Origin of the sequence: Pedobacter psychrotolerans, assembly GCF_004340665.1 — a bacterium.
In the GTDB taxonomy this organism is placed as follows: domain Bacteria; phylum Bacteroidota; class Bacteroidia; order Sphingobacteriales; family Sphingobacteriaceae; genus Pedobacter; species Pedobacter psychrotolerans.
The window spans coordinates 443241-458113 of sequence record NZ_SLWO01000001.1; the positions used below are offsets into that span (position 1 = coordinate 443241).

Genomic DNA, 14873 nt, shown 5'->3' on the forward strand with positions numbered 1-14873 from the left:
AACACCTAACCTATAGTTAACACTGTGGTAATAGCTTTGCCCTTATCAAATAAAGGCAAATTGGACTTACTAAACTTTTTTAAAAGAGCGGCACTTACTGTGTTCGCTTTAATGATCAGCATACTCTCGTATGCGCAGACAGGAAAAATCTCTGGAGCGGTAACCGATAAAAAGACCGGTGAAACCTTAATTGGGGTAACGGTTCGGATTAAAGGAACAACAAAGGGTGTTTCAACAGATGTTGATGGTAAATATATTTTGCAGGCTATAGCCACAGGCAAATATACACTTGAATTTTCTTACGTGGGTTACCAAACAAAAGAAGTTTCAGATATAGAAGTTAAATCTCCTGCAACGACTTCATTAAATGTAATCTTAAACGAAGCGAATGGACAAAATCTTGGTGAAGTTGTTGTTAAAGCTAGTTTCAGACAAGAATCTGTGAATTCACTGTATGCTAAACAAAAGAATAGCTCGGTAATTTCGGATGGTGTTTCCAGTGATCAGATTAGAAAATCTCCTGATAGAAATACTTCTGATGTTTTAAAAAGAGTGAGTGGCGCAACCGTTCAGGATAATAAATTTGTGGTAATCAGGGGTCTAAGTGATCGGTATAATAATGCTACACTTGATGGAGCTTCGTTGCCGAGTACGGAACCAAACCGTAAAGCGTTTTCATTCGATATTGTTCCCTCAAATTTAGTTGATAATTTAGTGATTAGTAAGACAGCTACACCAGATCTTCCAGCAGATTTTACAGGTGGTTCAATCCAAATTGCAACAAAAGATATTCCAGATAATAATTTTATAAGTTTCGGAATAGGTACTGGTTACAATACAGAGTCTACCGGTAAAGACTTTATTTCGGGAACAAGAAATGTGAGCGATTACTTCGGCTTTGATAATGGAGACAGAGCTTTGCCTGCCAACTTTCCTTCTCGTAATAAATTTAATAGTGGATTAACTGCTACAGAGCAAACTGCAGGGATGCGTGCGCTTCCAAGAAATTGGAATACTTATAACAATACTGCACTACCAACCCAGAATTATCAGTTCACTTTAGGTAGAGTTAAGGATTTTAAAAACACAAATAGGTTCGGTACTTTACTCTCTCTTACCTATAGAAATTCACAAACAATCAATAACGACGTCATTCGTGATTATGTAAATGTTGATTACCACGATAATATTTATAGATTTTCTACAAGCCTTGGTGCATTGGCAAATTTTGCTTACACATACGGAAAAAGTAAAATTACCTTCAAAAATATCTATAATAGAAACTACGATGATTCTTATTTAACCAGAACAGGTTTCAATTTTGACCGTAATCGTGACACAAGGTATTTCGCTTTTGATTTATTACAAAAGTCTTTGTTTAAATCTACCATTGAAGGTAATCACGCTTTAGGAGAAAATAACTCTAAATTCAACTGGTCTGTTAGTTATGCGAATATTCTAAATGATCAACCCGATCAAAAGAAAGTTTCCTACCAAAGAAATCCCGCGGATATTGGGACGGATAATTATGCTTACGTTGCAAGTACAGGTACATTAAGTAAAGAAAATTCAACTTTATTTTCAAAGTTAAATGAGGACAATTATAGTGGTGGGGTAAATTATACGCTTCCGTTAAAAATGTTTGGGCAGCTGGCAACATTCAAAACTGGTTTGACATCTATCTATCGCGAAAGAACATTTAATGCAAGATTTGTTGGGTTGAGGGCTAATACTGCTGCTGCAAATGCTGATCAAATTGCAAGAAGACCTTTGAGTACCTTATATGCAGCTGATGCAATTAACAGTGGAGCATATTTCTTGGATGATATTTCTGGTGATGCCGATTCATATACTGCAAATTCAATGACAAATGCAGGCTATGTAATGTTAGATAACAAGTTTGGAGAAAAGTCGAGATTGGTTTGGGGTGTTAGAGTGGAACAATTTAACGTGAAGCTTGATGCAACAGTTCCTTCGCCGCAAACATCAGTTGATGATAATTATGTGGATGTGTTACCATCTGCGAATTATACTTATAGCTTGACACCCAAAATTAATTTAAGAGCCTCATATTATCGCACTTTAGCTCGGCCTGAATTTAGGGAACTAGCTTCTTCCGCGATTTATGACTATGAACTTTTATCACTTCAGCAAGGAAATCCAAGCTTAAAAGAGGCAAAAATCGATAATGCTGATATTCGTTTTGAACTTTATCCTCAAGCTGGTCAAATAATTTCCGTTTCGGCTTTCTATAAAAAGTTTCATAATGCCATCGAATCATATAACCAAGATTCGGGTTCAAGCAGAATTGTAACCTACATTAATAGTGATAACGTTAATGTTTACGGTATAGAATTTGAATTCCGTAAAAGCTTAGATTTTATTGCTAAGACTGATTTCTTAAAGAAAACAACTTTTTACACCAATCTATCTATTATGAGATCAAAAGTTGAAATCAATAATAGTGGCATTAACTTATTGCGAACCGATAGACCAATGGTTGGTCAGGCTCCATATATCATTAATGCTGGTTTACAGCATAGTTTCTTAAATGATAAATTAAACTTCAACGCATTGTATAATAAAGTTGGCCGTAGATTAATTGTAGCAGGTGGTGTATTCTTCCCAGAAATTTGGGATGTTCCAAGAGATGTTATCGATTTACAATTAGCATTGAAAGTGCTTAAAAATAAAGGTGAACTAAAGTTTAATGCTGGCGATATTTTAAATCAACGCTTAACGCAGTATTACGATAGAGACTTAAATGATAAATATAATTTTGGTAGTACGGACGAAACCATTAGTAGTTACAAACCTGGTGGAAATTACTCATTATCTTTCTCATACACATTTTAAGTAGAATAAATAAATTAAATCATCATGTGTTAACAATAGCTTAAAAGTAGGTTAACCCCTAAGATATATCTTAATATTAAATTTATAAAAAAAGTTAAAATAATGAAAATGAAAAAACAACTATTATTCTGTACAATTGGTATTTTAGGATTGTTTGCAAGTTGCTCTAAAAGCCCTGTTGATGATGATATAAATCCACCAGCAGACGCAAACACTGTAGAAGTTTCAGGAGATTTAACCACAAGTGTTACGTGGTCTGCAAGTAAAATTTACGTTTTGAAAGGAAATGTATATGTAACCAATAATGCTACCTTAACTATTGAGCCAGGAACGATTATTAAAGGTGATAAATCGACAAAAGGTGCTTTGGTTATTACAAGAGGATCAAAAATCAATGCAACTGGTACTGCAGATAAACCAATTGTATTTACTTCAAGTATAGCTGCTGGTGCTCGTAAAGAAGGAGATTGGGGTGGTATTATTATCTTAGGTAAAGCTGAAAATAATGCCGGAACTTCAGTTTCCATTGAAGGTATTTCTGATAATACAGAAAAAGGAAAATATGGTGGGACTGACAATGCAGATAATTCAGGTGTACTTAAATACGTGCGTATCGAATATGCAGGTATTGCTTTAAGTCCGGATAACGAAATCAATGGTTTAACATTCGGTTCAGTTGGATCAGGTACTGTAGTTGATTATGTAGAGGTTTATCGTTCAGGTGATGATGCATTTGAATGGTTTGGTGGTACAGTTAACTGTTCACATTTATTGGCAATTGATAGCTGGGATGATGATTTCGATACAGACAACGGTTATTCAGGTAAAATACAATATGCTTTAGCACAACGTTTAGCTAATACCGCAGATGTTTCAGGTTCTAATGGTTTCGAATCAGATAACAACTCAGCAGGATCAACTGCAACTCCACAAACGTCTGCTGTATTTTCGAATGTTACTATTTTAGGTCCTGTAGGTTCAGGCTCAAGTTCTATAAATGCAAATTATCAGCATGCTGCACAAATTCGTCGTAATTCTGCGATTAGCATTTTCAATTCAGTTTTTGTTGGTTACACAGAAGGTATTTATTATGATGATGGAACTGGAACTCCGGCTTCAGCTAATTTAACCGCTGGTAAATCTGTTTTCGCAAACAACTTGATTTATAACAGCAATAGTAAATCAAATCAAATTAAAGCATCAAATACTACAGCTTTAGGAGTAATTACACCGATATTAACTGCTGCTAACGTTTTCGATGCAACTGGTTTAGCTAAAGCATTGATAACTGACCCATACAGATATGCTGCTGACTTAGTATCAGGAGATAGAATTGGTGTTCCTAACTTCACTGTTGTTGCAAATTCTCCAGCTGCATCTGGTGCTGCATTTACCAATGCAAAATTAGCAAGTGGTTTCACAAGTGTTGCTTTTAAAGGTGCATTTGGTTCTGAGAACTGGGCAGCTGGTTGGGCAAACTTTAATCCTCAGGCGTTAGCTTATACAACCCCTGGAACTGTAAATTAATATCAAAGTTAAGTTTATTATGGAAAGGCCTGAAATTATTTCAGGCCTTTTTTATGCAGATATTTTTAATTAAAAATAATATCTACTATTAATAGATTAATAATTGTTTAGCTTTTTATTCATAGAGTATCTTTCTATAAGCGATATGACTAAAGCATTTAATTTTTTCTGGAGACTAGTTGTTTCTAATTATTCCTAACAAACTTATTTTGCACGTAAGGTTCTTCGCAAAAACGAGACTTTTACTAAATGGAAAATTTAGGTATTGATAGTAGCATCTGTGATCTAGGTGCTACAACTAAATTCACATTGAAGACTGGATCTATATTAGCTGGTGCAAGTTTTACAGGTTTAACTGGTTTTGATGCGGTAAGTCACCATGGTGCATTGGAACTACAGACTGGACATCAGGTTGGACTAATTTCACACCTCAAACTAATGTATACTAAAAATTAATAACTCAATTTCAGAAAAGCCAGATAGCGATATCTGGCTTTTTTGTTTTATATGCTTATTTAAAAGTAAGTTTAAACCTTAATTAATGTATTATTAATAATTATGTGTTTACAGTGATTTAATATGCCAACGTTATTATTGAGATATGAAAAATTTAAAAATCAAAACGCTCAAAATTGCAATGGTTGTTGTTTTAGGAGTTGCAACCTTTATTTTAAGTTGTAAAAAAGAAGTTAGCCCCATCTTAGCATCTGCCGACCTGAAAATACAAAATAAAATGGCAGTTGTCCCAACTCATGTCTTCGATTGGGAAACAGCCGATTACATGCCGACTCCTTCTGGCTCAAGCCCTATTCTGGTACCATGGGCATCTGGAAGTAATCAGTTATTTCCTGACGAGATCGCTTTCGATTTTAAAAAAGCCGATGGTTGGAATCTGGTGTACAATACTTTTAGTCCGACACAATTGACCTCGCCTAATTTTTTTGCACTTTATAATAAGTACAGAGGAATAATACGTTTTTATCTTTATCTACCTCCAGGAAGCCCTTACGCATCTTCTTATTTCAGTGATGGATTAGGGATATCTGGAGAATTTCCATCTTCAATAATGAATTTTTCTAAAGAAATTATTGATCCAGAAAATGTTCAAAAATCAGTAACTAAGATCCAAAATTATCAAATCCTATCAACTGGTGCTTGGTATGCGTGTCAATATGAAGTAGCATACGATCCAACTATTGTGAATTCGAATCAAGAGAATTTGAATTTCGTTTGGAATGTATCTTCAACAAATTTATCTGAAATTGTCCTAAATGGAGTTTCTAACGGAACCCTGAATGGTACTGTAGGTACAGCAACTCCCGGAGGTTTCAATTTGGGTAGCCTATTGGGAAATTTAGGAAACACGGCTATACATGTTGCTGGTTTTAAAGCTATAGGTAAGCTAAAATTACCTAAATCAAAATTATTTGGAACGGATTTAACAAAAGCTATAGAAGATGGCGTGAAAGGAGGGTTATCAGGTGCGGTAAAAGGGTTTTTCAGTGCAATATTAGGCGGCAGTGCTACTAGTCCACAAGTCGTAGATCTAAAATTGAAAGTAGAGACAAATTTAACAGGCTCAATAAAAAGCAGTACGGGTATAGTAGGTGTCACTTTAGTAATGCCTGGAGCTGCAAATAATAATTCAACTGGATTTGTTCCTAATTACAACAAAGTCTTAGGTGTAGTGGATATTTCATTAGCCCCAGAATTATTTGTATCAAATCAAAGGATAGTAACTAATGAATCTGGATCTTCTAGTACAAATCCAAAGTATATCTATGATTATAGTATAGCGTTACATCATGGATTACTCAGCGGGTATCAGCAACCAACAAATCCAGAGGTTACAAGTGATGGGACAACAGTCAAAGTTACCAGAATCGATGTGCTTGTTCCATACAAACAAAGATATGAAAGCAATGGTCCTCCTTCCGAAAAAACGACGATAGAGCGATTTTTGGATAGAACTGATCCAGCGTATGGCTTGCCAGAAAATTATGGAAAAGAAATCATCGGAGATGAAATTTATGCATATGGCAGCAATACGAGCACCGGAACCAAAACTTCGATCCAGTTTAAGGTTCAGCATCGTCAGGATTATACTATGGGAACAACCTACTACAATGCTAGCGATCTTGATGGAATCCGAATCCGCTATACCATTTTAGTAACACCGAGCAATGGTTCCCAACCAGTAACCATAATAAAAACAGTTAAGCCTACCATAAATTTAGTTTAATAGTATTAAAAAAATAATTTTGAACTTTAGACAAGTAATATTTCGTTATGATTGATGTATGCCTTATTGATTTATAACTTATAAAATTAGTCTTATAATTTGTGAAGGAATAAGAAATTAAATATAGTTTTAGTATTGATATTGCTGCTACTATAGGTTAATATTGTGGTCTAAGAACTTAGGGTTTATATAAGTAAGAGAGTCAACGTCTGACTTTAGATTATCAAATTTTAAGACAAATATCTATTTTCAATCATTTATCAAATTAAATAAAAATCATATTTTTAGAATTATAAAATCTCACTGAATTAGGATTAGAAATAAAAATGACTAATGCGATTTAATAGTGAGCAAGTGACCTACATTTAAAGCCGAAACTACCATGTTTCGGCTTTTTTTGTTTAAGTGCAACGCAAAAAGCTATCAAAACGGAGATATGGCTTTGATACTTTTAGAGAAATTCAATCTTCATGAAATCTTCATCTTTCAAAAGTAGTTTTACGACTCCATATAACCCCTTTTCAGGCCACCCAATCGGGTATTAATATACTATGTTTTAATCATTTATTTAATGTTAATTTTTGGGTTATAATTAATTTTTTGTTAATATTAATTTAACATATTCATTGTTGCTTTGTACCAAACAAAAACAACAGAAAAATGAAATCACGTTTACTATTTTTATTTAGTATTGTAATGTTGTTTGTTACCGCTACTCACGCACAGGTAACAACAGCCAGTTTAAATGGAAAAATTAAGGATGAAAAAGGAATTATTCCAGGAGCTACAATTGTTGTAGTTTATGTGCCTACCGGAACGGTTTCTAAAGCTTCATCAAATGAAACAGGGCTCTACCGCATTGGGAATTTAAATCCTGGTGGTCCCTATAAAATCACTGTAACCTATGTAGGTTACAGTCCGGTAGTAAAAGACAATATTTATTTAGCGCTGGGAGCTGATCAAAAACTTGATATTGATATTCAGGAACAAGGCAGTCAGCTGGCCGAGGTAAGTGTAAAGGGACAAAAAGGCCCTACGAAATCTGGTGCTGGTACGAGTATTGGCGAAGGGCAGATTAAAACCCTGCCAACCATGAACCGGAGTTTGCAGGATGTTACCCGTGTAACGCCACAAGGCAGTAAAGACAATACATTTGGCGGAACTAACTTCCGGTACAATAACGTAACTATTGATGGTGCAATTAACAATGATGCCATCGGTTTTAGCCCATCTCTGGGCGGGCAAAGTGGTAGTTCAGGCATGCCGGGCAGCAGTACACGTACCAATCCGGTATCGTTAGATGCCATTCAGGATGTGACTGTTCTTTTATCACCTTATGATGTTAAAGTAGGTAACTTTCTAGGTGGAAGTATTAATGCGGTAACACGTGGTGGTACAAACGATGTTACCGGATCAGTTTATGGCTATGGCCGTAATGCCTCGCTGATTGGTAGAAATAAAATTGGAGATAACGCTAAAGAGCCATCTTCATTTCATGATTATCAAACTGGTTTCCGTGTTGGTTTCCCTATTATAAAAGATAAATTATTCTTCTTTACCAATGAGGAAATTACCCGCCGTCAGGATCCGGTTATTTTGGGCGCAGGTTCTTCTGATATGAAGTTGCTTACGTTAACAGAAGCGCAACAAATTTCTGATCGCATGAAAAATGTTTACGGAGTAGATGCGGGCGAATTTGGTAACTACAATATCTATTCTCAATCTAATAAATTCTTTAACCGTTTAGATTGGAACATCAATGAGAATAACCAGTTAACCATCAGAAACAACACTATTATTTCTAAGGCAACCAATTTGGAAAGAGATCAATCTAACTTCAGGTTTGGTGGAATTGATTTTAAGCAGAACAATAATCAAAGTTCAACAGTGGCTGATTTAAAAACCCGTTTCGGCAATGCTTCAACCAATAACTTAATTGTAGGATATTCTACTGTTCATGATTTCCGTGATCCGCTTTCTAACCCTGCTTTACCTCAGATTGAAATTGCATCCAACGGGGGTACGCTGTTTTTAGGTACGGATAGAGAGGCTAGTATTTTCAATATGAAACAAAATACTTTTGAGTTTACCGATAACTTTTCTTACAGTAAAGGTAACCATACTTTCACTTTTGGTACCCACAACGAGTTTTACAACATTAATTATGGTTTTGTAAATTCATGGAATGGTCGGGTAGCTTATAGCAGTGTGAGTGATTTCTTGAACAATATGCCAAATAGGGTGCGTACAAGTTACAACTATGATGATAACAGTAGAGATAATATTATTGCTAACCCTACTGCACAGTTTAACGTGAATATGTATAGTGTGTATGGTCAGGATGAAATCAGAATTGGCGATCGGTTAAAATTAACACCAGGTTTGCGTTTCGATATGGCAAACTTGCCGGATATGCCTTCATTGAGCAGTAAAACAACTAACTCTCCGGTTGATGCGAATTATGGTACCACATACACTTATACCCAACCATCATCAATTACTGGAAAATTTCTGAATAAAATTCAAGTCTCTCCTCGCTTAGGTTTTAATTTTGATGCATTAGGTGATCAAAGTTTAATTGTGCGTGGAGGAACGGGGTTGTTTACCAGTCGTATTCCTTTTGCCTGGATTGGTTATGCCTATTATAATAATGGTGTAAACTACGGTTCTTTTGATAAGTCGTATGTTTATAAAAATGCAGATCCTACCAAAATAGTAACTCCTGCTGCTGGTTCAGATCCAATTAAAGATGCCTTAACAGGTAATGGAGAAGCAGGTTATGTAACTAAGCAAGGTGTTAATGTTAAGGATGCATCGGGCGCAACACAAGTAGATTTAGTAGATAATAATTTTAAAATGCCAAAAGCATGGAGAAGTAACTTAGCCTTCGATTATAAAACAGATAATCAATGGAAATTCACTGTTGAGGGAATTTTTAGTCAGGTAATTAAGGATGTGCAGTTCCAGCAAATCAACTATGTAGATAATCCAAAATACATGGTTTATGATACGGATCACCAGCAGCCAATCTATTCAGGTACCAAAATTAATCCGTTGTATACTAATGCTTATTTACTATCTAACACAGATAAAGGTTATAAATACAGCTTAACAGCACAAATCAGCAAATCATTGCCAATTGGTTTAGATATGATGGTGGCTTACACTTATGGAAGATCAAAAGATATTGCAAACGGTATCCGTAACTCCATGGAATCTAACTGGCAGTTAAATCAGGCATTGAGTCCTAATAACCCAGGTTTAGCCTATTCAAACTTCGATATTAGAAATAGAATTATATCAACCATTAATTACAGACTGGATTGGGCGAAAAATGGTAAATATGTTTCGAACTTTTCACTGTTCTTTAGTGGACAATCTGGCTCTCCGTATTCTTTAGGTTTGGTTAACACCAGAATTAATGGAACCGGACAAACAGTAAGTTTATTGTATATCCCTACAGCAGGAGAAACCACAAAATTCTTTGCCAATACAACTGATGGAATTGCTCAGGCAGCAGCATTTGATAATTACATCAATGGTGATAAATATTTAAGTACACGCCGTGGAAACTTTACAGAACGTAATGGTGCACGTACGCCTTGGAATGTTCAGGCTGATTTCCGATTCTCTCAGGATATTCAGGTAGCACAGGGAAAACACCCACATGTTTTAACCTTAACTTATGATATTGTAAACCTGACTAATTTGGTTAATAAGAACTGGGGCATTCAGTACTTTTCACCGAATACCTATAACTCAATGGCAAGTGTAGGTGTTAAAGTGGCAACTGCCGGAACACCAACATCTTATCCGGTTTATACGTTTTCACAAAATGATGTTACTTCTTATTCAAAAGACTTTTTTGCATCACGTTACCAAATGCAATTGGGTTTAAGATATAGTTTCTAGTCAGACTTCATAAAAAAAATGCCCTGCTAATTTGATTAGCAGGGCATTTTTTTTATTTTGATTCCAATTCTTCAGTTACCGGACTCTTTATTTTTTTGGTAGAAACAGGCTTAGCTGTTTTTTCTTTAGCCAATACAGCTACTTCTTCTTTTATGAATGGATCAATCGAATCGTTTAATGGTTTCAGACTGATTTTTTTAGAAAGACGTTTGGCGAATTTCTCTATTACCTGCTCCGTTTTCTTTGCCTTTCCAAATTGCGCCAGAACCTCGTTAAATGCAGTTGTTAATTTATTTTCTATTTCTTTACGTAGTTTCTTATTTGCCGAAATATTCTTCGACTTAGATTTGTGCTTTTTCATTTAACTTAATTAGGATTTATGCAAAGATAAAATATCGCTAAGTTAAATTAACATTATGATTATGTTAACAAATCAAAGTGAAGTTAACATGTAGAATATTTACTGTAGATTACTTGATAGAGAAGAGAATAAATAATTAAATAGGCCAATATGAATTATCTGGTGATCGGTACTGTATCTGTTTTAGTTCTTATATTAATCATTTTCTTAATTATGAGAAATCTAAAAGATAAAAAACAGTTTGAGGAAGAGGTTATTGATTCGGAACTGCCAGCAGAAAAAAGCGAAAAAGAAAACGATTAAAATTTAGTTCCTTCAGCTATACCGCCACCTAAATCCATCGTATTTTGAAAAGCTTCTAAATACCCTAATAAATGTCTTTCTGCAGTAGCGTATGAGGTAAATGTAGAATTTGGAATATTTGCATCTGCACTACTATTGTTTTTGAAATGTAAGCTGACCTGGAAAGTAAAGCTATTTTCATTATTCACTGGTGACATAATTCTTGCCTTAACCGGATGTTCATGGATGAGTACAAAAAACTCTTTTAATATGGTATATATAATAGCCGACATTTCAATTAATTTAGAATTTATTTCAGTGAGGGCTAAATTAGACTAAAAGGACAACAGTTCAGTCTTGCTAGCAATAAGATAACTTTGAGATAACATATTATTAACTTTAACTTTATATTGATCCCGTCAACGAATTGCCTTTTTTGGTTCGTAAGCATATACGATTTCATATTTGCTATGCTTTAAGCTGGAGGAAATCTGTCCGATTTTTAAATTCTCAAACTGAGGTGTTGGTTCACAAAATGAATACTGCCTGCCATTATAAGTTAGGGGATTACCTACTGGTTTATCCAGGTTAACGGCAATGGTTAAATGTTCTGGATAAAGTACGGCCACCATGGGTAAGTTATAAATCTCTTTAACCAAATAAAAGAAAAGAGCAGCCCGGTCATCACAATCACTGTATTGACTCAGCAGGGTTTGTTCTGGTGCATTGCGTTTTTCCTTTCCAAAATTTTCTCCATCATCTTCATATAAGAATGCATAACGGGTAAATCGCATGAGGTAATCAATGCCCTTCTTTTGATCCATTTTTTTAAGGTTTGCCTTTAAGGTAGGGATTAAAGAACTATAGGTTTCTCTACTTAATGGAATATTAAAGTAGCTTTCAAAATCTACAACAGGATAATTTTTGAAAATGCTTTGTACTTCGTTGTTAATTTTTAATTTGAAGTGATAATTTTTTTGCTTGTAACTAAATTCAATATTTTTATCCTCATAACCTTCTGGTTTGAAATCAGGCATTCGGGTTACTTTATAGGAAAACTGATTTTTGGCTTCGGGAATTACAATATTAATTGGCTTATAGGCATCAGCCTCTTTAAATAATTTCCCATAATCGTGGTAGTTTAAACACATATATTTTTTATGATCGATCATAAAAAATGGAATATCACTGATGTCTTCGTCATTCTTGACATAAAATATCACCTGATCATTGCCTACGGCGAGGCGGGCATCATAACCACATTTGTTCAGGAGAAACCACTTGTATAAGGTATACCTAAAATAGTTTTCAGATTTAGGACTAATTTGTTCGGCCACCTTACGGATGAGCTGATAATAAATCCAATCATTCAGGTGTTGTTTATTCTGATAGGCTTTAAGGTTGGAGATCAGCTCATCATAATGGCCTGTGGATATTTTATTGTAAAATGCCTTTACTTCTCCTAATGAAGCTGTTGTGGAAACGGCAATAGAGAGTGAAGAATCAGCAGTGAAATTAAATGTACCATCATAAAAATCAAAAGAGTGTTGCTGAGCATTAACATTGTTGTGAATCAACAGTATGCTTAAGAGTATAAGTATCTTAAAGAAATAAATGTTGATTGCCTTTTTCAAATCGTGCTATACTTGGTTAATTAAATTTACCTAAAATTAACGTAAAAGCAACAATTTTTTAATGTAAGCAACATTAGTAATTATTAACAACAACTTAACATCATTGAAATGAATAGATGTTAATTATAATCCATAGTTAATATGAACTTAACAAGCCAACTATACTTTTGTGACATAAATATTTGGTTAGTATTTATAAAGTTTAGGTTAGTTGATAATAAAAAACCCAGATGGATGTCTGGGTTTTTTACTTTCTATAAATTCTTACCAAGTTTCTCAATCATCTCGGGCGGGATGTTGTGTGTATCTACCACTAAAAACCCATCCAGACAATCCGAAAATTTGGGATCTATATTAAAGGAAATAATCTTCGCATTTAAATTCATGTATTGTCTCAGCAAAACTGGGATCTTAATGTGTGAATTTTCGATGTCACCGATGATGCTGTCTAAATCTTTAAAAGATTCACTGCTATCCACCAAAGTATCTGTAGAAATGGGTAGAAGGTCTGCCTTAAATTTATTACGGGGTTTTACATACTTCGCCATTTCATAATCAAAATGGTTTTTGGTAATGTAATCTACGATCAATGCTTTACTAAACTTAGAAAAATTGTTGCTAATGCTTACAGGACCGAACATATAACGGTATTGAGGATTATCAAGCAGGTATTTTAAAATTCCTTTCCATAATAAGAATAGGGGAAGGGGTTTGCCCTGATATTCTTTTCTAATCCATGATCTGCCCAATTCAATACCTTGTTTCAGCATTGGATAAAACTGATCCTTTATTTTAAAAAGCTCAGAAAGATAAAAGCCACGGCGACCCATACTTTCTAAAATCTCATCGCCTTTACCAATTCGATAGGCACCGACAATATTTTCTAAATCCCGATCCCAGATAAATAAGTGATTATAATAAATATCGTAGTTATCAAGGTCTATTTTTTTGTTGGTTCCTTCTCCAACTTCGCGGAAAGTAATTTCCCGTAACCGACCGATCTCCCTTAAAATATTTGGAATTTTAAGGGTAGGCACGATATAAACTTCATAATTTTTTTCAGTCCATACTTTAAAATCTTCGAGTGTTTCCACTTCGGCTTTAATTAAAACCCTGGAAGTTTCTTCGATAATTTCAGCAGGTTTCTTTTTGATTTTAAAAAGATTAAGCGGATTAAAAAGTTTCTTCTCTTTATCCAAACCAATGCCCAGCGCATAAGTACGGGCCCTTAGAAAATCCATTAACTTATTGCTGCTGTTCATATGAGATACTTCAGCTGGCGCAATTGGTTTTCCAATTCTAACCTGAATGGTTAATCCTTGTTTATTTAAAAATTCGGATGGAAGTTTTGCTGTTCTTAATGTTGGATGTATAAAACTAAGAATGTTAAACAAAACACCATTATTGCCATGAAAATATATAGGAACAACCGGAACCTTCGCTTTAGCAATGAGTTTTCCAACTACCGGATGCCACATTCTATCGGTAACTTGCTGGGCATCTAACTTAAAGGTTGAAACTTCGCCGGCAGGAAAAATGCCAATGGGCGTACCACTTCTCAATAAATCGAAAGTTGTTTTTAGCCCGCTAATGCTCGATGAATGCTGCACATTTTCAAAAGGGTTAACTGCAACAAAGAATTCATCGAGGTTAGGAATCTTTTTCAGAATAAAATTTACCATAACCTTTGCATCAGGCCGAACGGTACATAACAACTTCACCAGTGCCAGTCCTTCTACACCGCCATAGGGGTGATTGGCGATGGCGATAAATGGTCCTGTTTTTGGAATGCAGTTTAAGTCATCTTCATCAAACTCAATAGCAACGCCAATAGTTTCGAGTATTTTATCTACAAATTCTAGTCCTTTAAAATGTTGGTTTTGAGCGAAAACATCATTAATATCATTCAGTTTCATGAGTTCCATCATTAAGCCTGCTAAACCGGGCACACCAAGCTTATCTATCTTAGTTGCCTTGGCAAACTCTGATGTAGTTATGATTTTCATATAAAATTCTTAGGTTGTTGATCTGCAAACCAAGATTGTTTTGCAATCCCAAA

At 34.8% G+C, this 14873-nt stretch carries 10 protein-coding genes; 6 read left to right on the forward strand and 4 right to left on the reverse strand.

The features are described from left to right. Positions 1–60: 60 nt before the first annotated feature. From EV200_RS01905 to EV200_RS01920, 5 genes are all read left to right on the forward strand, one after another. A complete protein-coding gene (locus EV200_RS01905; protein ID WP_229676703.1) occupies positions 61–2856 on the forward strand; it encodes a TonB-dependent receptor in 2796 nt (931 codons plus the stop codon). Positions 2857–2964: 108 nt separating this feature from the next. Beyond that, complete coding sequence (locus EV200_RS01910) at positions 2965–4383, forward strand: hypothetical protein (protein WP_132529129.1); 1419 nt, start codon at positions 2965–2967, stop codon at positions 4381–4383. Positions 4384–4632: 249 nt separating this feature from the next. Further along, complete coding sequence (locus EV200_RS21685) at positions 4633–4839, forward strand: hypothetical protein (RefSeq protein ID WP_165877837.1); 207 nt, start codon at positions 4633–4635, stop codon at positions 4837–4839. 145 nt (positions 4840–4984) lie between these two features. Continuing rightward, the gene (locus EV200_RS01915) at positions 4985–6625 is read left to right on the forward strand and encodes a hypothetical protein (RefSeq protein ID WP_132529130.1); all 1641 of its coding nucleotides are present in this window, start codon (positions 4985–4987) and stop codon (positions 6623–6625) included. A 660-nt stretch (positions 6626–7285) separates the two neighbouring features. Continuing rightward, on the forward strand, positions 7286–10537 hold the full coding sequence (locus EV200_RS01920) for a TonB-dependent receptor (protein ID WP_132529131.1): 3252 nt from the start codon (positions 7286–7288) through the stop codon (positions 10535–10537). A 52-nt stretch (positions 10538–10589) separates the two neighbouring features. Here EV200_RS01920 and EV200_RS01925 read toward each other — a convergent pair whose 3' ends face one another. Beyond that, entirely contained in the window at positions 10590–10898 is a 309-nt protein-coding gene (locus EV200_RS01925) for a hypothetical protein (RefSeq protein ID WP_132529132.1), read from the reverse strand. 150 nt (positions 10899–11048) lie between these two features. Here EV200_RS01925 and EV200_RS21690 point away from each other — a divergent pair, with 150 nt between their 5' ends. Beyond that, on the forward strand, positions 11049–11201 hold the full coding sequence (locus EV200_RS21690; RefSeq protein ID WP_165877838.1) for a hypothetical protein: 153 nt from the start codon (positions 11049–11051) through the stop codon (positions 11199–11201). On the opposite strand, the gene EV200_RS01930 is transcribed toward EV200_RS21690, so the two are convergent. The 3 genes from EV200_RS01930 to EV200_RS01940 form a co-directional block, all read right to left on the reverse strand. Then, complete coding sequence (locus EV200_RS01930) at positions 11198–11473, reverse strand: hypothetical protein (protein ID WP_132529133.1); 276 nt, start codon at positions 11471–11473, stop codon at positions 11198–11200. The two genes, EV200_RS21690 and EV200_RS01930, sit on opposite strands and share 4 nt — an antisense overlap. Positions 11474–11599: 126 nt before the next feature. Further along, positions 11600–12757: a hypothetical protein gene (locus tag EV200_RS01935; protein WP_244312935.1), complete on the reverse strand. Its 1158-nt coding sequence runs from the start codon at positions 12755–12757 to the stop codon at positions 11600–11602. Between the two features lie 311 nt (positions 12758–13068). Beyond that, complete coding sequence (locus EV200_RS01940) at positions 13069–14820, reverse strand: lysophospholipid acyltransferase family protein (protein WP_132529134.1); 1752 nt, start codon at positions 14818–14820, stop codon at positions 13069–13071. Between the last annotated feature and the right edge of the window lie 53 nt (positions 14821–14873).